19 protein-coding genes are annotated in these 21342 nt (G+C 66.5%); 7 read left to right on the forward strand and 12 right to left on the reverse strand.

The features are described from left to right. Positions 1–8 precede the first annotated feature (8 nt). Positions 9–1160, forward strand: coding sequence for a hypothetical protein (locus HOO61_RS01830; protein WP_172256380.1), 1152 nt, complete (start codon positions 9–11; stop codon positions 1158–1160). 3 nt (positions 1161–1163) lie between these two features. Then, positions 1164–1592, forward strand: coding sequence for a D-aminoacyl-tRNA deacylase (dtd, locus tag HOO61_RS01835; protein ID WP_172256382.1), 429 nt, complete (start codon positions 1164–1166; stop codon positions 1590–1592). Positions 1593–1813: 221 nt separating this feature from the next. On the opposite strand, the gene HOO61_RS01840 is transcribed toward dtd, so the two are convergent. The 3 genes from HOO61_RS01840 to HOO61_RS01850 all read right to left on the reverse strand — a co-directional run bounded on the left by HOO61_RS01840 (position 1814) and on the right by HOO61_RS01850 (position 4774). After that, positions 1814–2734 carry a hypothetical protein gene (locus HOO61_RS01840; protein ID WP_172256384.1) on the reverse strand — a complete coding sequence of 307 codons (921 nt, stop codon included), beginning with the start codon at positions 2732–2734 and terminating at the stop codon, positions 1814–1816. 547 nt (positions 2735–3281) lie between these two features. Then, positions 3282–4427 carry a family 16 glycosylhydrolase gene (locus tag HOO61_RS01845; RefSeq protein WP_172256386.1) on the reverse strand — a complete coding sequence of 382 codons (1146 nt, stop codon included), beginning with the start codon at positions 4425–4427 and terminating at the stop codon, positions 3282–3284. Positions 4428–4501: 74 nt separating this feature from the next. Continuing rightward, positions 4502–4774 carry a hypothetical protein gene (locus HOO61_RS01850; RefSeq protein ID WP_172256388.1) on the reverse strand — a complete coding sequence of 91 codons (273 nt, stop codon included), beginning with the start codon at positions 4772–4774 and terminating at the stop codon, positions 4502–4504. A 180-nt stretch (positions 4775–4954) separates the two neighbouring features. Here HOO61_RS01850 and cysD point away from each other — a divergent pair, with 180 nt between their 5' ends. Then, entirely contained in the window at positions 4955–5869 is a 915-nt protein-coding gene (gene cysD, locus HOO61_RS01855; RefSeq protein ID WP_172256390.1) for a sulfate adenylyltransferase subunit CysD, read from the forward strand. After that, complete coding sequence (cysN, locus tag HOO61_RS01860; protein WP_172256392.1) at positions 5869–7173, forward strand: sulfate adenylyltransferase subunit CysN; 1305 nt, start codon at positions 5869–5871, stop codon at positions 7171–7173. The genes cysD and cysN overlap by 1 nt, the downstream gene beginning before the upstream one ends. A gap of 105 nt (positions 7174–7278) precedes the next feature. On the opposite strand, the gene HOO61_RS01865 is transcribed toward cysN, so the two are convergent. Genes HOO61_RS01865 through HOO61_RS01900 form a run of 8 tightly spaced genes read right to left on the reverse strand, consistent with a single transcriptional unit; the run spans position 7279 to position 16304 of the window. After that, positions 7279–8544 (reverse strand): lipopolysaccharide biosynthesis protein, encoded by a 1266-nt coding sequence (locus HOO61_RS01865; RefSeq protein ID WP_172256394.1) that lies wholly within the window; start codon positions 8542–8544, stop codon positions 7279–7281. Continuing rightward, complete coding sequence (locus tag HOO61_RS01870) at positions 8544–9518, reverse strand: glycosyltransferase family 2 protein (protein WP_253941949.1); 975 nt, start codon at positions 9516–9518, stop codon at positions 8544–8546. Before HOO61_RS01870 ends, HOO61_RS01865 begins: the two co-directional genes overlap by 1 nt. Next, positions 9484–10860 (reverse strand): hypothetical protein, encoded by a 1377-nt coding sequence (locus tag HOO61_RS01875; RefSeq protein ID WP_172256398.1) that lies wholly within the window; start codon positions 10858–10860, stop codon positions 9484–9486. The genes HOO61_RS01870 and HOO61_RS01875 overlap by 35 nt, the downstream gene beginning before the upstream one ends. Then, positions 10841–11533, reverse strand: a complete 693-nt coding sequence (locus HOO61_RS24740; RefSeq protein WP_367649985.1) for an acyltransferase — start codon at positions 11531–11533, stop codon at positions 10841–10843. Before HOO61_RS24740 ends, HOO61_RS01875 begins: the two co-directional genes overlap by 20 nt. Then, positions 11530–12504 (reverse strand): glycosyltransferase, encoded by a 975-nt coding sequence (locus HOO61_RS01885; RefSeq protein ID WP_172256402.1) that lies wholly within the window; start codon positions 12502–12504, stop codon positions 11530–11532. Before HOO61_RS01885 ends, HOO61_RS24740 begins: the two co-directional genes overlap by 4 nt. After that, positions 12497–13651, reverse strand: a complete 1155-nt coding sequence (locus tag HOO61_RS01890) for a glycosyltransferase family 4 protein (protein ID WP_367649986.1) — start codon at positions 13649–13651, stop codon at positions 12497–12499. The genes HOO61_RS01885 and HOO61_RS01890 overlap by 8 nt, the downstream gene beginning before the upstream one ends. After that, positions 13648–14805: a DUF1972 domain-containing protein gene (locus HOO61_RS01895; RefSeq protein ID WP_216658514.1), complete on the reverse strand. Its 1158-nt coding sequence runs from the start codon at positions 14803–14805 to the stop codon at positions 13648–13650. Before HOO61_RS01895 ends, HOO61_RS01890 begins: the two co-directional genes overlap by 4 nt. Then, a complete protein-coding gene (locus HOO61_RS01900) occupies positions 14805–16304 on the reverse strand; it encodes a sugar transferase (RefSeq protein ID WP_172256406.1) in 1500 nt (499 codons plus the stop codon). Before HOO61_RS01900 ends, HOO61_RS01895 begins: the two co-directional genes overlap by 1 nt. Before the next feature lie 358 nt (positions 16305–16662). Between HOO61_RS01900 and HOO61_RS01905 the strand changes: the two genes are divergently transcribed. The 3 genes from HOO61_RS01905 (at position 16663) to HOO61_RS01915 (ending at position 20660) form a co-directional block, all read left to right on the forward strand. Further along, positions 16663–18027 carry a helix-turn-helix domain-containing protein gene (locus tag HOO61_RS01905; protein ID WP_172256408.1) on the forward strand — a complete coding sequence of 455 codons (1365 nt, stop codon included), beginning with the start codon at positions 16663–16665 and terminating at the stop codon, positions 18025–18027. Between the two features lie 411 nt (positions 18028–18438). After that, complete coding sequence (locus tag HOO61_RS01910) at positions 18439–19203, forward strand: hypothetical protein (protein ID WP_172256411.1); 765 nt, start codon at positions 18439–18441, stop codon at positions 19201–19203. Next, positions 19200–20660, forward strand: a complete 1461-nt coding sequence (locus HOO61_RS01915) for a nucleotidyltransferase family protein (protein WP_172256414.1) — start codon at positions 19200–19202, stop codon at positions 20658–20660. Before HOO61_RS01910 ends, HOO61_RS01915 begins: the two co-directional genes overlap by 4 nt. Here the strand turns inward: HOO61_RS01915 and HOO61_RS01920 are convergent. After that, the gene (locus tag HOO61_RS01920) at positions 20657–21151 is read right to left on the reverse strand and encodes a hypothetical protein (RefSeq protein ID WP_172256416.1); all 495 of its coding nucleotides are present in this window, start codon (positions 21149–21151) and stop codon (positions 20657–20659) included. The genes HOO61_RS01915 and HOO61_RS01920 overlap by 4 nt on opposite strands. Positions 21152–21342: the final 191 nt, after the last annotated feature.

A 21342-nucleotide genomic window follows, 5' to 3' on the forward strand; every position in this document is an offset into this window, starting at 1 on the left:
TCCCGCGAGTGACCCTCTCGGAGAGCCCTCGACACGTCGTCGCCCTCACCGCCCTCGGGGCCGAGGTCCACGTCGAGGTGGCCGGTGGCCATGCCGACACCGTCGCAGCCGACCTGCTCCGCGCGTGGTCACGCTGCGACGCCCGCCGGGTCGACGAGGCGAACGGGCGCAACGTCCGGGTGCTGGTCGACGACGACCCCGCAGCGATCGACGACGCGGCGGCACACGGTGCGATCGCCGGCCCCAGCGCGGCGGTCGTGGCCGACCAGGTCGCCCTGGCCGTCACCCTCCAGGCCATCGAGGCCAACGCGGGCAACCTGCTGATGCTCCGCGCCGCGGCGGTCGCCGACCCGAGGACGGGCCGGTGCGTCGTGCTGGTCGGCCCGGCCGGCAGCGGCCGCTCGACCGCAGCCCGCACGCTCGCGCGCCACTTCGGCTACGTCACCGACGACACGGTCGCCTTCACCCCGACGCTCGACCTGCTCCGCTACAGCAAGCCGCTCGTCACCGGCGACGACCCTGCCGAGGGCATGCAGTCCCCCGACGACCTCGGCCTGCGCCAGGCGCCCGAGTCCCTCCGCCCGGCGGCCGTGCTGCTGCTGGAGCGCCACGCCGAGGGCTTCGTGCCTCCCCTGCTGACCGAGCTCCCCACCGCCGAGGCCGTCGCCCACCTGTCCGGCAACGCCTCCTATCTGCGCGCTCTCGACCGGCCGCTGCACCGCCTGGCCGCCCTCGTGGAGGAGGTCGGGGCCGTGCACCGGGTCGACTACCGCGAGGCCGACGACCTGGTCGCGATCACCCAGCAGCTGCTCAACCACCCGACCCCGCGCGCCGAGCCGGAGGAGGAGCCCGAGCCGACGGTCGAGGAGCTCCTCGGCCCCGACCCCGGCGACGGCGGCGAACGCGTGCGGCGCAGCGACTTCGTGGACTTCCACGTCAGCGACGGCGTCGGCTGCGTGATGCTCGGCGAGACCGTCGTGGTGCTGTCGTTCCTGGCGACCCGCATCCTCACCCTGCTCGGCGAGGGGTCGGCCACCCTCGACCGGCTGGCCGAGGCGCTCCTCGTCGAGTTCGGCGAGCCCGAGTCCGGCGACGCCAGGTCGCTCGTGCAGACCCACGTCGACGACCTCGTCGAGGTCGGCGTCCTCACCCGCGCCTGACCCGTGCGCGCCGTCATCCAGCGGGTCCTCTCGGCCGCCGTCCGGGTCGACGGCGAGGTCGTCGGCGAGCTCGACCGGCCGGGGCTGCTCGTCTACCTCGGCGTCACCCACGACGACGGTGCGGCCGAGGTCGCGTGGACCGCGCGCAAGATCTGGGACCTGCGACTCCTGCGCGACGAGCAGAGCGCCAGCGACGTCGGCGCGCCCGTGCTGGTGGTCAGCCAGTTCACGCTGTACGGCGACGCGCGCAAGGGCCGCCGCCCCACCTGGCAGGCCGCCGCCCCGGGCCCCGTGAGCGAGCCGCTCTACGACGCCGTCTGCGCCGAGCTCGAACGGCTCGGCGCCCACGTCGAGCGCGGCCGATTCGGCGCCGACATGCGCGTCGAGAGCGTCAACGACGGCCCGATCACGTTGGTGCTCGACACGCCGTAGCCGCCTCAGTACGGCAGCCGCGTCGCCAGCCACCCCGCGAAGAACCACCCGACCGCAGCCACGGTCCAGAACACCACTGTCATCCGCTGCGTCATCCGCACCGCCCCATCTCACCCCGCCGATCCCCATCGGCTCCGTGCGACGAGTGTCAGCCGCCGGTGTCCTCGCGGGGGCAACAGCACGACCACGACGTGTCCACGGTTCAGGTGCAGGGCCCCCTTCTACGGCATCGACTCTGTCCAGGACCACGCCACGATCCGTTCCCCGTCGAACCAGAGCACCAGTCCGCCACCGGTGGCGAGCACCGTGCCGGCCATGACCGTGTCGTCCTTGACCGATGGCAGATCAGCGGGGCCTGACCACGTTGCGTCCCTGTTCGGCCGGTACGACGCCTGAGTGAAGTCCTCGAGCTCGACGTTGCCCGTCCAGAGCGCCAGCATGGCTCCGCCGTCGTTGGACCACAGGCCCAGTGGAACCAGGTCGTCACCTTCGGCTAGCGTCTGACGGTCGGTGTCGTCGGCTCCGCCCTTCCCGGTGATCGCTTCGATACGAATCGGAGAGGCAAAGCCCCGCCCGCCCACCAAGACGGTGCTGAGGTGGTCATCCATCACCTGACGTGCCTCGTAGTACGTCTCGTCCTCCGGCGGAGGGGAGATGCGCACTGGCACCGACCAGCCCGCGCCGTCTCGACGTGCCGAGAAGATCACCGACCCACCACCCTGATGCACCATCTTGCTCAGCAGGATGCTTGTCGCCTCCCCATCCGGCGACACGTCCGCATCCAGGATGCCGCCGCCCAGCGGCCAGTCCTCCGGAAGCCGCTTGCCCCTGACGCACGTTGCGCCGTCGCAGCGAACCAGGCGCTGCACCCGGTCCTCGTGGGTGATGACCAGGGCCACGCCGTTGTCATCGACGTCGGCGACAGCACCTGATTCGTAACGGGCAGGGAGTCGCATGCGCTGCCAGTGACTGCGAGGCGGTCGGTACATCGCGTGGAGCCGGCTCTTCGACTGACTTCCCTCGTCAGACGGGTCGGTGAGCTCGACGACCCATGACAGCGCCGTCGATCCGTCTCCGCCCATGACCAGCTGGGGAGTCCCGATTGCATTCCACTCGTATGGCGAGGTGAATTCGTCCATCACTCTCGGAGTCGACCACGAGCCGTCGAGCGACCGCCTTGAGGCCACGAGCCATGACCTGCCCAGTCCCGTCCTGACCACCCACGCGGCCGCTATGCGGCCGCGTCCGTCGCTTGCCACGACTACGGAGGAGGCCTGGCCTGGCACGGGACCCCGCGGAATGTTCTCCTGCGGCTGCCAGACGCCGCCGGCGGGCATGACGCGGTACTCGAGATTCGCCCCGCGAGGCCACATCGCCACGGCGCCTGCCACGGGATCGGCGACCACTGCCGGCGTGCCCAGGGTGGAGCCTCTCGCCAGGGACTGAACGGTCGGTTCTGACGTTGCATCCGGCCGTTGCTCGACTCGCCCGTCGTCCTGCGGGCCTGCGCGGCTGTCGGCTCGCGTGCAGCCGGGGAGGGCGAAGAGCATTGCAGCGCCGAGAACGCCGATCAGCCATACGCGAAGAGTCGCCATGATCGTTGCTCCAGCTCGTCGATGCACACCAGCATGGGCGCGTCGACAGCGCAGTGAAAGGCCGGTCTAGCGGCGAGCCCGGCGACGTGCGCGTTCAGCCCTTCGGACCCGTCTCCCACACCCGCGCCCAGTCGACCTCCATGGTCTGGGGCAGCTCGCCGTCGAAGCGCGGGAGCTCGTAGTCGGACGACAGCAGGCTGAGGATGAGGAACTCCGGGCGCCCGGAGGTCTCCCCCTTCAGCCGCTGGGTGACCTTGCCGTCGATCCGGAAGACGTACTCCTTGGGCGTCCACTCCACGGAGAACACGTGGTACTTCTCGGCCCAGTCGTCGCCGAGCTCGTCGGCGTTCGGGAGCCAGTCACCGACGGTCTGCTTCCTGCCCTGCTTGTCAAGGAAGTAGGTGAAGCTGGTCAGGCCGCCCTCGGGGTGGTCGTCGCCGAAGTACTCGATGACGTCGATCTCGGCGCCACCCTTCTTCGGGCCGCCGGTCTTCTGCCCGCCGACCGCCTGCATCCAGAAGGCGGCGTGCTGCCCGCGGGCCGCCTGCGTCCTGATCCGCGCGGCGGCGAAGCCGTAGGTGAAGGCATAGCTGGCCTCGGTGCCGACGTGGCCGTTGAGCCGGTAGGGGAACTTCTTCCGCTTCCCGGGGAGCTGGCACTCGTCGCCCTCGCGGTCGGGGTCCTCGAGCACGTGGAGCTCGAGCACGCCGTCGGTGACCTCGGCGGCGTCGGTGCTGGCCCGCGAGCACGTGCGTACGCCGATGTAGCCCTGGTCGCGGGTCACCCACGTGGCGCCGTCCCCGTCGACGGTGTCCTTGTCGAAGTCGTCGGTGAAGGTCGCCTCGGGTGCGTCGCCGGTCGAGACCTCCGCGCCGATGGCGTCGTCGCCGTCACCGACCACCACGTGGAGGTCGCCGGCCGAGCGGCTGGTGAGCGAGACGTGGCCCTTGCCGTCGGTCTCCTGCTCGTCGACCTCGCTCCAGCCGTCGTCACCCTTGGCGACCAGCGTGACCGCGGTGCCCTCGTCGACGTCGGCGATCGTGGCGTCCACGACCCAGGCGGCGTCGTCGGCGGACTCGACGTCCTCACCGTTGGCGGCCAGCTGGGGCAGAACCTGCGCCTTCACGCTGTCGCTCGTCTCGTACGACGGCGGCGTGGCGTCGCCGCCGTCGGAGGAGCTGCAGCCGGTCACGAGCAGGGCGCCGGCGAGTGCAGCGGAGATAAGGGGGGTAGTCCGCATGCGCGCCATTGTGACGAAGCCACGGCGCGGCGACCCAATCGTCTCGGCGCCCCGGGCAATCCCGGGAGCTGGCGTCAGCCGGCGAACCGGCCGGCGGCCACGGGCTGCGCACCGTGTCCCCGCCGCGAGGCGCACAGCACCCGGGCCTCGTGCGGCCACCGCGAGGCAGCGGTCCGTCGGAACTCGATGCGTGAGAGGTACGCCACGCGGTCCGCGTCGCTCGTCGACAGTCGACCGGCCCTGACCGGGGCGGCGTGACCGGCGGCGAACATCCGGCCGACGATCACGGCGGTCGGGAGCGACAGCACGATCCACGCTGCAAGGACGAGGGCGACCGAGATGAGCATGTGTACTTACTACCCCCGTTGCACGTCACCTAACCGTCGCGGACGCAGAAATATGACAGCCCTGACATCGGGAGCTCCGATGACAGCCGGGTGCCCGCCCCCGGCAGTGCGAATCGTCGGTAGCGCGACCCGTCGCTACGATGATGGCTGCTGTCCCCGAGAGAGGCCGTCGCACACGCCATGACCAACACCCACGTCGACTACCAGCTGAGCCAGCTGGACCAGCTCGAGGCCGAGTCGATCCACATCTTCCGTGAGGTCGCCGCCGAGTTCGAGAAGCCGGTCCTGATGTTCTCCGGTGGCAAGGACTCCATCGTCATGCTCCGCCTCGCGGAGAAGGCGTTCTTCCCGGCCAAGCTGCCCTTCCCGCTGCTGCAGGTCGACACCGGCCTCGACTTCGACGAGGTGCTCACCACCCGTGACTCGTGGGTCGATCGGCTCGGCGCGCGGATGATCGTCGCCACGATCGACGAGGCGATCGCGGCGGGCCACGTCGTCGACGACGGCAAGACCAGCCGCAACCGCATGCAGATCGGCACGCTGCTCGGCGCCATCGAGGAGAACGGCTTCACCGCCGCCTTCGGCGGTGGCCGCCGCGACGAGGAGAAGGCCCGCGCCAAGGAGCGCGTCTACTCCCACCGCGACGACTTCGGCCAGTGGGACCCCAAGATGCAGCGTCCCGAGCTGTGGAGCCTCTACAACGGCCGCATCCACGCCGGTGAGCACATGCGGATCTTCCCGCTGTCGAACTGGACCGAGCTCGACATCTGGAGCTACATCCACCGCGAGCAGATCGAGATCCCCTCCATCTACTTCGCCCACGAGCGCGAGGTCATCGAGCGCGACGGCATGCTGCTGTCGGTCGGCCCCGAGATCCAGCCCAAGGGCGGCGAGAAGCCGGTGACCAAGACGGTGCGGTTCCGCACGGTCGGTGACCGCACCCAGACCGGCTGCGTGGAGTCCGAGGCCTCCGACACCGCCGCAATCATCGAAGAGATCGCCGTGGCGCGAGTGACCGAGCGCGGCGCGACCCGTGGCGACGACCGGTTCTCCGAGGCTGCCATGGAAGACCGCAAGAAGGAGGGCTACTTCTGATGGCCGACCAGACCACCACGGCCGGCGAGGAAGCTGCCGCCGTCACGGAGAACGCCGACCTGCTCCGTTTCGCGACCGCTGGTTCGGTCGACGACGGCAAGTCCACGCTCATCGGGCGCCTGCTGCTCGACTCCAAGTCGATCTTCGAGGACCAGCTCGAGGCGGTGGAGTCCACCTCGCAGTCCAAGGGCTACGACTACACCGACCTGGCGCTGCTGACCGACGGCCTGCGCTCCGAGCGCGAGCAGGGCATCACCATCGACGTGGCCTACCGCTACTTCGCGACGCCCAACCGCAAGTTCATCATCGCCGACACCCCGGGCCACATCCAGTACACCCGCAACATGGTGACCGGCGCCTCGACCGCCGACCTGGGCCTCGTCCTTGTCGACGCCCGCCAGGGCCTCACCGAGCAGTCCCGCCGCCACGCGGTGCTGCTGTCGCTGCTGCGCGTCCCGCACCTGGTGCTGGCGATCAACAAGATGGACCTCGTCGACTGGTCGGAGGAGGTCTACGAGAAGATCCACCGCGAGTTCACGACGTTCGCGACGAAGCTCAACATCCCCGACCTCGAGGTCATCCCGATCTCGGCGCTGCAGGGCGACAACGTCGTCAACCGCTCCGAGAACACCCCGTGGTACTCCGGCCCGACGCTGATGCACCACCTCGAGCACGTCCACGTCGCCTCCGACCGCGACCTCGTGGACACCCGCTTCCCGGTGCAGTACGTCATCCGCCCCAAGTCCGACCAGTACCACGACTTCCGCGGGTACGCCGGCCAGGTGGCCGGCGGCGTGCTGAAGAAGGGCGACGAGGTCGTCGTGCTGCCCAGCGGCATGACGTCGACGATCTCCAAGGTCGAGCTCTTCGACACCGAGATCGCCGAGGCCTTCCCGCCCATGTCGGTGACCGTCCACCTCGAGGACGACGTCGACGTCTCGCGCGGCGACATGATCGCCCGCCCGAAGAACGCGCCCAAGCCCAGCCAGGACATCGACGCGATGATCTGCTGGATGACCAACGAGCCCCTCAAGCCCCGGCAGAAGCTCGCCATCAAGCACACGACCCGCATGGGCCGCGCGATGGTCAAGGACATTCAATACCGCCTCGACGTGAACTCGCTGCACCGCGACCAGGAGGCCGGCGAGCTCGCGCTCAACGAGATCGGCCGCGTCCAGCTGCGCACCACCGTGCCACTGCTGTGCGACCCGTACTCGAAGAACCGCACCACGGGCTCGTTCATCCTGATCGACGAGGCCACCGGGGTCACCGTCGGCGCGGGCATGATCAACAGCGCGAGCTGACGCCGTCCGACACTGATCCAAACGAAGCCCCGGCCGAATATCGGCCGGGGCTTCGTCGTCTTTCGGCATTGCGGCCAAACGCCTCCGCCGCCGCGGCGCCGTCACTCATCGCAACGAGGGTTTGCGCGGGGTCTGTCGCGTCCGGTGACGCGCTGACCAGCTGCGCGAACCGATCGCTTGCACAACAAGTACGGCGCACTCAGTGAGGCACACTGCTGCGGCTGCGCCGGCAACTCCATACCGCATGGCAAGGACCAGAATGCTGACGCAACCGATGACTGCGCCCCAGATGGTCGCCCTAAGAAGCACGGCAGTAGCTCCTGCCGGCACGAGATAACACACCGCAAGACCACGGTTGCAGCACACGATCAGGACCGCCAGTGACATCAGCAGGCGCGGTATCAGCGTCACCTCGAAATCAGGCCCGAACAGCAGACGAATGGCGTAGGGCAGGCTGACGAAGAGAATCACGGCACCCACCGCACCGCACAATGTGCTGACGACCAGGCCTGTGCGCGCCCGATATCGAAAGTCCTCCGCACTCGCGACCCACCCCTGCACAGCCTGCGTGACTGGCGCTAACCCCATGAGCGCGTACTTCTCCAGCCGGTCCAAAGCTGCAAAGTTCGCGACCACAGCCGGAGCTGCCACCAGCGCCACCAACGTGACTGACAAGGACACGTATATGGAGGACGTGATGCGCGTCAAAGCAGCACTGCGCTGCCGGTCGCAAGCCCTTCTGACTTCCGACAGGTTGGGCGACATCACCCCACCGCCACACTGCGTTCGCAGAACAACCCGTGTAGACAGCCACAGCGCTCCGAGATTGCCGAGAAGAATCGACAGGGGATACACCGCGAGCGAAGAGCCCGCGGCAATCACGCCAGCTGCGACGACAGCAACAGCGATGCGTGGAACGCAGTCCCACAGAATCAAGGATCGCGCGTCACCTCGACCGATGAAGTACCAGTTCGCAGACAACGAGCCGGACGCAACGGCCGCGGCGCAAGCGGCCGCGAGTCCTTTGAGGTCGTGGACCACCATGAACGTCGCCCCCGCAGCGACCGGTGCAATGAAGAACGACAGACAAAGACGCAGGCCCACGCTCGTGGTGTAGTACTCGGCTCTCTGCGCCGCGTCCAGCGCCGCCACGCGCGTCGGGCCCGTCAGGGAATAACCCCACTCTGCAATCACCGCACAGGCGGTGCCTATGGACAACGCCACAGCGATCGACGCCCAGCCATCTGCACCAACTGCGCGCGTTAGTACCGGCAACGTGACAAGAGGAGCCAAGGCCGTCAGGAGCGGAACGAGCGCGAAGCCGAGAGACCGGCCAATTAGCGTACGCGCGGCGCCTGACGCAGTTCCCATCAGTCGAGCTGCTCGAAAGTCGCTGACTCGATGACGCGGGCGTGTGACATATAGCGGGGTTTCGACGCAACCCCGTCACGAACGGCACGAGCGATCGTTCGCGTGTAACTACGCTTGTCCTCGGACTCCTTGAACTGGCGGCCCACCTGCACGCCGAGCTGGTAGAGCCAGGTCAGCGACTCCAGCCGCGAGAGGCTGCCGCTCCGGGAGAGCCACAACTTGTTGCGAACGTCGTAAAACAGCCGAGGGCCGACAGCCTTTCCTGGGGCCAGATGCTCAGCTAGGTGGACCACCCGGCTCGTGGGGACGAGAACGCCTCCACCGAGGGAGCAAAGGCGCGCGGTGTATTCCGTGTCGTCGTGCCAGATGAAGTAGTCCACTACCGGCAGGGAGGTCTCGCGCGCCAATTCGAGGTCGATCATCGCTCCCACGAACGTCGTGTACTTGATGGCTGCGAGCCCGTGACCTGCAGCCTCAACCGTCCTCCGATAGCCGGCCGGGTCGGTGCTGCTCTCGGGCACCGAGCGATTGCGCTGCCCGAGGTTTCCGTCGGTATCAATGACGAGTGAGGCCAGTACCGCTGGGGGGCTCGACGTGTACAGGTCGCGGGCACGGAGGAGTTCGCTTAGTGCATCTGGCTCCGGCAGTACGTCATCGTCCATGATCCAGGCAAGGTCGAACTGCTCCTCGATTGCGAGTGCAATGCCCAGCGAGAAGCCGCCTGCGCCTCCGACGTTCTCCGCGCTGCGTACGACCGTGACAGGCGTCCGCAGATCAAGGGTCGACAAGAAGGCGCGGGTGCCGTCCGTAGAGTTGTTGTCGATGACAATGATGTGATCCGATGCCCGCGTTTGACTGTCGAGCGCCTGAAGACAACGGCGCAATTCAGATTCACGGTTGTAGGTCACAACTACCGACGCTACGCGAGGTGTCGCATTTTCATGGGGTGTCGCGGTCAAAGCTTGGCCTTTCATTGGAAGTAGCGAGTCCTGCCGCTGTCGAGTTCATGACAGCTGATCCCCCGATGGCCAGGAACAGAAGAAGCAGGGCGACCACTAAGTATTGGTCCAAGAAGATCGGTGCTGCATAAGCACCCATCAGAAAGAAGAGCGCCACTCCGGCGATCATCCATGCGCGAGGGCGAGTGCTTGGGCACAGGATGTGGACAAAATAGCCGGCATAGAGAAGGCACGCACCCGCAAGATAGAGCCAGCCGCCGGCGACCAGGAGAACAGCCGCTGAGTTGATGCCGAAGTGCCGGTGCACCATTCGTTTGCCTACTTCGACATCAATGTTGGCAATACCCGCACCGAAGCGACCAGCATCGAACTCCGAATAGGCTCGGTAGTTGATCAGCGCACGTTCATTGTCGACATCCGGCAGGGTCTCGTAGTCGTAGATAACGATATCCGCAATGCTGGCAGACTCGTCCAACTGCGATTCCGTCGACGTAATCCCGAACCTGGGCAACACCACTACTGCAATGACCACCACTGCTATTCCGCCAAGTACGAGGCGAGCTCCTTTTCGAGTCCCCGAAGTCGCTGCGCGTGCTACACCGTACAGAAGCAGCGACGCAAGTAGCGTCAACATGAACATTTTGTTGTCATTGAGCAGGGAGATATATGACGCTGCAGCAAGTTGGAGGGCAACAAGAACCCATGGCGCCACAGTTCGCGAGCGACGCCCCCATTCGACATTGGCAAAGAAGGTTGCAAGCCATACGAAGTTGAGCGTCGTGACACCGTTCAGCCCGATGGATCCCGCCATGTGGTCCTCGACATACGGATTGACGCCGAAGAAGGGCGTCATCAAGAAAGTTCTGGTCTTGATCTGCAGGTAAACGACGATGGAGTTCAGCACGAAGTAGACGTTCAGGAATATCGTGATCGATCGAATGAACCGGGCGCGCTGCTCATTGGATGCACGTCTAATCGTGTCGATCACGAAAATCACGAGCGTAAGCGGTAGGAGCAAGGCGGACACCGCCGACAGGAAGCGGACATTGACACCAAATGCGTAGGCGTTGACGAAGAGTGCGATGAGCATGGTGACCGCGCCAGCGTATGCCGATCGAGGCACCAGCCATCCCGGAAGTGGGCGCCGCATGTTCGCGTTGACGACAACCACCAAAAGCAGGGCGTTGATAAGCCCGAAACTCAAGAACGCGAATGATCCATACGCGGACTTCAAATATCGAAGAGCAACCAACTCGAGCACAAGGAGCCAGAACAGCAGGATACGGAACCTGATGCCGGCGTAGCCTGCAGGTGAAACTGGAACTCGGGTTTCGCCACTAGCGAGCATTACCAACATCCCTGGACCGGATGACCCTGGCAGGTATCCCGGCAATCACACTATTAGGAGGGAATACACCCTTGACGACCGCTCCTGCAGCGACAACGGATCCCTGTCCGATCTTCGTACCGTCCAGAATCGTGACCCTGGCCCCTACCCAGACATCGTCCTCGATGGCGATGCCCACCTCTGTCGTTCCTTGGTGGCGAATGGGGGTATCCAAGCGATCAAAGTTGTGTTCTTGGGAGTGCAATGAAACAAAGGGACCCATGATGACGTCTCGCCCAACGGTGATGCCCCCTGACGCACCGATGTGGCAGTAGTCGCCCAATCCACTGTTTGCCCCTAAGGAGAAGCCTTTACCCAAACGGCTCAGGTGGCTGGTGACGGTGACGACGCAGCCTCGGCCGAGCCTGGAACCGTCTGCGAGGCGCGTGCCGGCGGAGCCGTAACCGTCGATGGCGCACTCGGGTCCGATGCTGATGAACCTGCCAAATGTGATTCGCCCACGCCCACGCAATCGAACGCCCGGTCCAAGAAGCACGAGGCGCCTCGTGCGAAGCACTCCCCTCAACAACTCACCGCCACGCGCCAGCATGAACGTAGCGAGCAGCCCGCTCGGGATTTGGGAGTCCAGCACGGTCTTTCGCCCAGTCAGACGAAGGAGCACGCTTGTTATTCGCTGGATCATGCTGTGACACCCGCCCCACTCTCGTGCCGCGAGGCGTACTCGGCGCCGCGTCGACCAAAGGCGAACCGGGCCATACCGATGCCCCGCATTCCGCCCCGCACCGCGCGGCCAACGACCGCTGGGTTGCGCTGCAATGCGCCGACTCCCAGCGCAGGAAAAGCGCCGCCCACCTTGGCCAACCCGAGAACCAGGATGAATAGTCGCTGAGGCAGCGTCGGCGTGAAACTGCCCACCCGCAGCCGGGCGACACCTTCTCCGGTACGGATTGCTCTCTTCAGACACCATCTGATCGAGATGCGCTCCGCCGGCACTGTCTCAGTGACGAGCGGGTGAGCGTGCCATACGAGTCGGGCTCCAGCGCGGACCAGTCGGGAGGTCAGTTCGACGTCCGACCCACCCGAAAACTGTAGTGACCCGTCGAATGTGGTCACGCCGAGGCGGTGCAGGGTCGGCACATGGAGGAGCAGGTTGTTGGTCGCAGCGAAGGGGATTACCGCGCGGTGTGGAGTGGCGGGCGCATCGAAGAATCCACCTTCAGCTATCCACCGAGGCGGCGCAGAATCGTACTCATAGGCCACGAGTCCACCGACGCCGTCAGCGGCTTCCTCTTGCGCCGATGCCAGCATTTCTACGACCCAACTTGCGGCGACCCGTTCGTCGTCGTCGACGAACAGAATGTAGTCATCATTCTCAGCTAGAGCGACGCACCGGCTCCGGGCCGCTGGAATGCCGGGCATCTTCTCGATGGCGTAGGTGATCTGGAGCGGGAAGTCTTGCGGCAGCGCAGCTTCCGCGCTTCCGGTTGAGTCATTGTCGACCACGATGACGCGCAGCACGCTTCTAGCTGGTACGTCGAGTGCGGCGATACTCACGAGCAGGCTCTTCAGCCCTTCCAAGCGACGGTGGGTGCAAATCCCGATCGCCACCCGGATGACGGACGACTCATCCGGTACCTGCTCTGCGTCAGACACGGGATTCACCATCGATTTCCTCGCCCAGTTCGTTCCAGATTCGTTGCATCCGATGGCTAAACGCCTGTGCTGAGAAGCGGTTCTCGTAGGTGCGAAGCCCTTGCGCCCCCAACTCGCGCAGGTCACTGCGATCGAGACTCCGCAGCAGGAGGGCTAGCCCCGCTGAGTCCCGCGGAGCGAACTTCAGCCCGTCAACACCGTGACGGACAACCGAGTCGAGGCCTCCGCCTGCTGCGACGATAGCCGGGCGGCCGCGACTGAACGCCTCGATGACTACGAGCCCAAAAGCTTCCGGCTTGTCACTCGGCACAATCGCTGCGTCCGCTCCATCGAGCAGATCAAATATCGAGTCCACCTGGCCAACCAGTTCGACACTGTCGGGGTGGCTCAATTGGGCCACCATGCTTGGCACATCGACGGCATCTCCGAGCTCAGGCGCGGACCCAGCGATCACCAGCGTGCCCGGGGGCGTTCCAGTTGCTTCCCACGCTTCCAGTAGAGTCCCCAAGCCCTTTCGCGGACTCCACCTACTAGCGACTACAAAGCGTAAACCGGTTGCGCCATCCCTGGAGATCGTAGGGCGGACTGCGGTTGGGATCCCGTTCTCAACGATCTTGGTGCGGCGTCGGATTGAGCGCGGGAGCGCGTCCCTGACGGCCTCAGAGGTCGCGATCACGCGCCGCGCGCCGGTAGCGACGGAGGCCAACGGACGACGCTCCCGGCCCTCCCAGACCTCTTGTACATGGGCGACCGTGTTGCGGACGCCCGCTAGACGGGCAGCTACCAACGCCAAGGACGCGGCACTCGTCGCAGAGTAGACGGCTCCGACGCGGTTGTTGCGGATCCACCAAGCCAAGGCGACCGTGCGCATGATCAGGACGAGGAGCGCCCGCGGTTGGGTTAGATCCTTCCTGCGTAGAATTGGGAGGGCGCGGTGCCGTACCTCCACGCCGGCTGCGGCCAGTTCGCGACTCAGTCCACCCGGCCCGCTTCGCACGCTTGGTAGCAGGACAACGAGGTTCTCCCGCAATTCCCCCGGCATGGAGTTGACCACCTGCAGCACCATGCGGTCAGATCCGTACAGCTCGTCGCTCGAGTGGACGAGCACCACACGATTCTTTACGTCCCGAGAAGAGGATGAGGTCATCGTGGAGCTGAAGCCTCCGCTACAGATTGGATCAGGGACTCATAGCCGTCAGTGACGTCGCTCCAACGGTAGGTCTCTGCGACGTGGCGCTGCCCGGCTGCGCCACGAGCCTCGCACACTTCGCCGTCGACATCGTCTTTCTTGATCGCGATGGACACGTCCTCAGCAGAGGAGAAGAACCGAGCGTGACCGCCGGTGACCTCCGTGTTGAAGTCCACGTCGAAAGCGGTCACGGGAGCAGCACAACCCATGGCACGGAGCAGCGACGGGTTGGTACCACCCACCGAATGACCGTGGAGGTAGCTGCGGCAGTTGGCGTAGAGCTGGTTGAGCAGATCCTGGTCCCACAGGCCTCCGAGGAAGCGGACGTCCGCGGCTCCGGCCACGTCCTTGACTCGCGTCATGTACTCGTCGCCGTACGGTGCCGTGCCGACGACCACAAGCGGGAGCTCAGATCCCGAGCCAGCGTACCCCTCGACGATGACGTCGACGTGATTCTCCGGCTCCATCCGAGCAACGACCAGGTGGTACTGGCCCGCCTCGAGGTCAAGCTCACCCAGACGGTCGGAGCCCGGGTCCAAGATCGGGGCACCATAGGCAATGAGGTGGCTGTCGCGGCCGTACTCGGCCTTGAGGTAGTCGGCGATGCCCTGCGCGTCGGCGATGAGCGCGAGGCCGGAGCGCGCCGCGACCCGCTCAGCGCGCTTGTAGTACTTCGCGCCGAAGCCGGCCCACTTGGCGCGCTTCCACTCGAGCCCGTCCATGTGGACGGCAGTGGGGATGCCCGCCGCCTTCAGCCAACCGATGAAGGGGGCGTTGCCGGCATTGAAGAGGATGGCGGCGTCCGGGCGCTGCTTCATCGCGTGGAGCACCGACAGGCCGGTGTGGCTGAGCGTCTCGAGGGAGCGCTTCTTCACGGCCGGGAGGTGGACGAGCTCCATGCCGAGGTGGGTCTTGATCGACGTGTCCGCGTTGCGGCAGTAGACCGTCACCCGGTGCCCGCGCTCCACCAGTCGACGCCCGACCTCCTCGACGGCGGTTTCGAAGCCTCCGTAGGCGGCGGGAACGCCGCGCGTGCCGATCATGGCCACGTGCAGAGTCTTGGTCTCCGACCCTGCCATGGCCTCGACGGACTCGATGTCGAACGTGGTCATCAGTAGGCCCCTTGTCCCCGAGTGACGGCGCGCGCGGTGCGCAGGATGATCATGAGATCGCCCGTGATGGACCAGTTGTCCACGTAGGCGAGGTCGAGACGCTCGGCCTCGTCGAACGACAGGTCGCTGCGGCCCGAGACCTGCCACAGACCCGTCATGCCGGGTCGCACGTACATCCGGCGGCCCATCTGGCTCGAGTACTGCTCGACCTCGGAGGCAAGGGAGGGTCGCGGGCCGACCAGGCTCATCTCCCCCCGAAGGACGTCGAGCAGCTGGGGCAGCTCGTCGATCGAGTACCGACGAATGAACCGTCCTACCCGGGTGACGCGCGGGTCGTGCCGCATCTTGAACAGGACCGCGTCCGACTCGTTGAGCGTGCGCAGGCCATCGAGCCGCTGCTCGGCATCGACCGCCATGGACCGGAACTTCGTCATGCGGAACGGCGCGCGGTGACGGCCGATCCGCTCCTGGCGGTAGAACACGGGGCCGGCGCTGTCGAGCTTGATGGCGAGCGCCGTGACCAGCAGGACCGGCGCGAGCAGCACCAGGAGCGCGGCGGCGCCGAGGAAGTCGAAGGCGCGCTTCATGAATCGGTCGGCGCCGGCGTACTGCGGCTCGCGCAGGTGCAGCATCGGCATGCCGGAGACGTCATTGAGGTGCAGGCGGGCAGACGACACGTCGAGGACGTTGGGGGAGATCATGAGCTCGACCCCGGTGCCCTCGAGCTGCCACATGAGGTCACGCAACGACTCGTGCCCCAGGTGCTCGGTGTCGGTCACCACGACTGCGCCCGCGCCGGACACCGTGAGCGCCTCGGTGAAGTCGAGGCTGGCGGACATCACCGGGATGTGCGCCGCTGAGCCGTCAAGGCGCGCGACCGGCGCCTGCGCATCCGGGATCCACACGCCGCCCACCGCATATCCCGCGGTGGGGTGCTTGGAGAACCAGTGCGCGAGCTGAGTGGCTGACCGGGGGCCACCTACCACGAGCACCTTGGTGCTGGCCGCGCCATGTGTACGTGCCCGGTGCAGACCCACCCGGGCGAGCTTGCGCTCGAGCAGCAGTCCGGCAAGGCCGAGAGGGAACGCCGTGGCGAGATAGATCCGGGATGCCTCGATCTGCAGAGCCAGGGAGACCATCGCCATCACAGCGAAGACCCGGAATGTTGCGACGATCACCCGTCGGTATTCCTCCGGGCCGTGCCCGACGACAAGGGGGCTCCTCGACTGGTGGACCTGGAGAGACGCCCACCACACCGCGGCCAGGACGAGTCCGAGTGCGGGGTAGGTCGCGCCCAGTCCGTCGACTTGCGGAGCGGTTGCCGAGCCGAAGCGGACGACCTGGGCGGTTCCGAGTGCGACGCCCAAGACGATCAGGTCGCCCACCAGCAGCGCTCGTGCGTGCCGACGACGCCACTCCACCGCGTCGGCGGGCTTGCTCTCGACGACTTGGATCGAGCGGTGCGACACATCGGCGCGAGGCAGAGCGGCCTCGGGCACACGACTAGCTACGGACATTGCATCCCCCACGGATGACTTGATTCCCGAGACGTACGACGCCCGGGAGCGACGTCAACCAACCCCTGACTGACATGCACACGCTAAGCGACGGCAGAGCACTTCGTGCAAAGTTGAACGAAGATGGACCGTAAGTGGGGTGTGCTGTTCCTCACCCGTTACCGAGACCCCACCCTTACGGCGGTGAAGCGGCCGTCCACACGCTCGGGGGTCCGGCTCATGCCGCTCAGTCGGGACCATGGAAGCACGGGCACCCCCAACTGGGGCAGTCAGGTAAGACTGAAGAACTCTTTTTGCCAGAATTCAACAACTCGGCTCGTCCGACCCGCACAATGGCCGGATGGACGCACGTCAGGCCGAACTGCTTGCCCAGGCTGACGCCCACGAACTGGGACGTCGGTTGCGCTCGATCCGCGTGTCCCGCGGACTCACCCAGGGCGAGGTGGTCGGCGACACGATGTCGGTTGCCTATCTGTCCCGCCTCGAGACCGGAGCCCGTCGGCCGACGGTGAAGGCACTGACTGCCCTGGCCATGCGCCTCGACGTGACCATCGACTCCCTGCTCGAGGTCGACCCCGGACAGGACCCTGACGAGGTCCGTCTGGCACTCGACTACGCCGAGCTCGCACTCGAGTCGGGCGAGCCGGACGAGGCCGCACAGCACATCGACACGGCCCTGAACCGGCTCGACGCGGCGGGCGCCGGAGTGCGGGAGCGTGCGAAGATCCTGCACGCCCGCTCGCTGGAGGCGAGCGGCCGCGAGGACGACGCCATCATCGAGTTCGAGGCCCTGCTGGAGGGCGAGTCCCTGAGCGGGCTCGGCCGGATCAAGGTCGGTATCGCCCTCAGCCGTATCTACCGTGAGACGGGCGACCTCGGCCGAGCCATCACGTGCGGAGAGGACGTCTTGTCGCAGCTGTCCGCCGCCGGCCTGGACGCCAGTGATGAAGCTGTGCAGCTATCCGTGACTGTTGCGGCTGCGTACTTCGAGCGGGGCGACACGTCGCACGCGGTTCGACTCTGCAGCAAGGCAATCGCGCAGGCGGAGACCCTTGACTCCTCTCGTGCACGCGCCTCTGCATACTGGAACGCCAGCGTGATGCAGGCCAACCGGGGCGACATCGCGGCGGCGGTGCCACTCGCCGAGAGGGCACTCGCCCTGCTCAGCGAGGGTCAGGACGCGCGCAACCTCGCGAGGTTGCGCACAGAGGTCGGCCGCCTCCAGCTGGAGCTGGACCCGCCGGCCGTCGACGAGGCGCGCGAGAACCTGACACGAGCAGTCTCTGAGATGGAGTGGAGCAGTGCGTCGCCAACTGACCGTGCATGGACCTTGCTCGGCTTGGCTCGCGCGGCGTACCTCTCTGGTGAGCTCGTGCAGGCACGCGAGCTGATCAGCGAGGTCGAAGTGACATCGAGCGGACACGCGCCTCTGGCTGAGGCAGAGGCACTGACGTTGGCTGGTCGGACGTGCGCCGCGGAGAATCGGATGGACGAGGCGGCCGACTTCTACCAGCAGGCTGTGCTGCGACTGTCAGCCATCGGTGCCGACAAGGCTGCCGCCCAGCTGTGGTTCGACCTTGCGGCTCTGCTCGAGAGCGTCGACCTGGACGAGGCCGCGCGCGACGCTTATCGTCGCGCGGCGGCCTCGACCGGTCTGCGAGCTCGCACGACCGCGCCGGCGGTCGCGCACGAGCTGACGTCGTAGGGGCTCAGCAGCACCACACGTTGCGCTGCTGGACGTCCTTCGGTGCCGCGGTGGCGGGAGCCGCCATACCGGCGATGCTGACGATGGCGGTGGCGGCGACGACGAGGCGAGCGATGGTCTTCATGGGTGACTCCTTGTGGGGTGTGGGCTGACCGAGCGACACAGGGGAATGCGCGCCCGCGGCGATTGTGTCAAAAATGCTGCGCATGCGCGCCGTGTCTGGCAAACTCAGTCAAGACAGATTGGCAAACGCCCCCGCCGAGACGTCTTGCTCGTCAAATGCCCCCACCGACGAGCCGAGGAAATGCGCTTCACCCCACGGAGCGCCCGGAGCCCCCCGCACCCCACGCGGGGGGCCCATTCTTCTCTGTAGCGCGGTGCAGGCCGGGGCCTCCGGCCTAGGGTGTGAACGTGTCTGACTCCGCCAACCTAAGGCCTCACGGGACGACGGTTGTCGCACGAGTATCGGCCTTCGGAGTCGTCGTACCGATCCGGGCGAGTGACGATCTGCGCGAGCCCGTGCTGGACGCCTGGCGCGACGCGCTGACGGACGACGAACCGACTACTGACCCCGTGGACGCAGACGGACTCGATGTCGCAAGCGTGCTGCACCATCTCTCCCCCGCCGTCACCACGAGAGCAATTGACGCCATGGCCGGCGAGCTGGTCATGCTGCACGCAGCGGCGCTCGCGGATCCGATCAGCGGTAGAACCGCCGTGCTCGTCGCCGCGTCAGGCACTGGCAAGACGACGGCCTCAGTCACCTTGGGCGAGACCTTCGCCTACCTCACCGACGAAACGGCGGCCATCACAAGAGACGGCGTCGTCATGCCCTACCGGAAGCCCTTGTCGATCATCGACGGCAGCCACGTGAAGAAGCAGATCGCCCCTTCCGCGCTCGGACTGCGTTCAACCGAACTCGTGGGCCGACTGGCAGCACTGCTCGTCATCGAGCGCGATCCCGACCATGAGGGCACCCCTGTCGTCGAGCTGCTCGACACGGTGGACGCCATAGCCGCCATCGCGCCGCAGTCGTCCTACCTGCCCAGCATGGACAAGCCCCTCCACCGGCTGGCCGAGCTCATCCACCTCGTCGGTGGTGCACACCACGTGACGTATGCCGAGTCGGCGGACCTCGAGCCGCTGCTCGCCCGACTCCTGGCGGCCGCGCCGTGATCCTCAAGCGAGGCGCGCTGACCGACCACTACATCGAGGACGAGCGCAGCGTCGTCATGGTGGACGAGAGCGTCCTCGGCCTCTCGCCCATCGCAACAACCATTCTCGAGGCGGTGCCCGACGGCCGTCGCGTGTCTCTCGATGCCGTGACCGAGCACGTCGTGTCTGCATTCGGACCGCCCGATGGGCCGCAGTCGGCGAAGGACCTGACCCGCCAGCAGGTCTGGGACCTCGTTGCGCACAAGGTCCTCGTGCTTGCCGAGGACGAGTCGACCCTCTCTGATCCGATCTCGAATGGAGATGACGATCTGTCCGGCCAGGCAGGCGCCACGTCGCAGAGTGCGCTCCGTTCGGCCCTGCACCACCTGCGATCCGATGCTGCCGGAGCCTGGACTCTCCCGGGGCCCGTCCCCTCCGACGCGTTCGTCGCGGCCGCCCGGCAACACCACGTGGTGCCCTACCTGGCGGCCCACCTCGACCGTCTCGACCTGCCCGGGCAGGCGAGGTCCGAGCTGGAGGCCTTGGCCGGCCGCCAACGAGCGGGGGCCACGCTGCTGGCGGCAGACCTGCGTGTGGCACTCGAAGCGCTTGACGCAGCCGGGGTGCGGGCGTTGGCCTTCAAAGGGGTGGCACTGGCTTCCCAGGCCTTCGGAGACTTCGCGATCCGCGGGGCGGGTGACCTGGATCTTCTCGTGCCGCCAGCAGACCTCGCCGTCGCTCACCAAGCGTTGTCCCGATCGGGTTGGCGCCCCGCCATCGGTTACCCGGTTCCCGGCCCGTCATGGGGTTGGCGTCACTTCGTGCGAACAGGGAGCGAGCTCTCCCTCAAGGCCGCTCACAGCGACATCGACCTGCACTGGCACCTGGTACCGACACGGGGCACCTTCCCCGACTTCGACACACTGTGGTCTCGTCACGAGATCGTGTCGGTCGCCGGCCACCCGGTCCCCACCTTGGCGTTGTACGACGCGCTGACCCACTCGGCCGGACACGCAGCCAAAGATCGGTGGCGCTGGATGCGGAGCCTGGTCGACGTGCACGCCCTCATGGCCAATCCGCACACGTGGTCGGGCGCCGATCGCCCGCTCCGGCATGACCAGCTGTTGTCCGTAGGGCTTGCCGCTCGCGAGTTCGGGGCACCACTCGGGATGCCACCGGTCATCGACCTCGCGGCGGGCAGGGTCGATGCCACGCTGCTGCAGCGTGTTCATCGTGAGCAGGAACGGACTTCGCCTGAGCACCGTTCCTACGCCGTTCCAGGCGTCAACTTCCTCTTGGGACTCAGGGCGGCGAGCCGTACCGGCAACTCCGTAGGAGAGGCCGCCCGCTTGCTCAGTGCCAGCGTTCTGCCCCCCTGGCTCGCGCGCGACGAGCCATCGCCTCACGCATGGGTGGCGATTCCGCGAGTCGCGATCAGGCGCAGCTCGGACGCGATGCGGCGTGCCGCCCCGCGCTAGACGCCGGCGACCGTCTGGTTCTTCGAGGTGAAGTAGTACGTCAGGCTGTCCAACGTCAGAGAACCCACCCGGAAGGTCAGCGACATGGTGTGTGACTGACCGTTGTCGCTCAGGCTGATGGGACTGGCAGTGGTGACCTGGAAGACGGCAGACCCTCCGGCCGCGACGCCTCCCGTGTACCGGAACACGGTGCCGTTGACCCGCTGCCACCCGACGGGTGCGGTCGCTAACGAACCCCCGACAATGATCACCTCGAGAGCGCCGGCAGCGATCGCTGCAGACCCGTTGGTCAGAGTTGCGGTTCCGCTGGCGGTCTTCTCGACACGCGCCATTGATCCGTTTGCGGTGCCAGTGACCGTGGCCGCGGCAATGTTCGGCGTCGCGACGACGACCGTGACCGCCGAAGCGGACCACGCTGCCCCACGCAGCGCGGTCCGACGGGTGATGCCGCTCTCGTTCGAGCGTGACTGATCAGTGAGCTGGTCGCTCATGGTGTGTTGCCCCCACCTGAAGTTGTGAGTGGTCGCCCCCGACCACTGCCCGAACAGCTGTCTGCCGTCCTGATGTTCGGAAGGCTATACATCGAAAAGTCGGGGACCGCCGACTTTTACTCGAATGAGGGTTTGGTCGCTGAAAGTTGTACTTCTCCACGAGGGCACCCATTCGCCGGACGCCTCTTCCG

Source organism: Nocardioides sp. zg-1230, from assembly GCF_013155335.1.
GTDB lineage: Bacteria > Actinomycetota > Actinomycetes > Propionibacteriales > Nocardioidaceae > Nocardioides.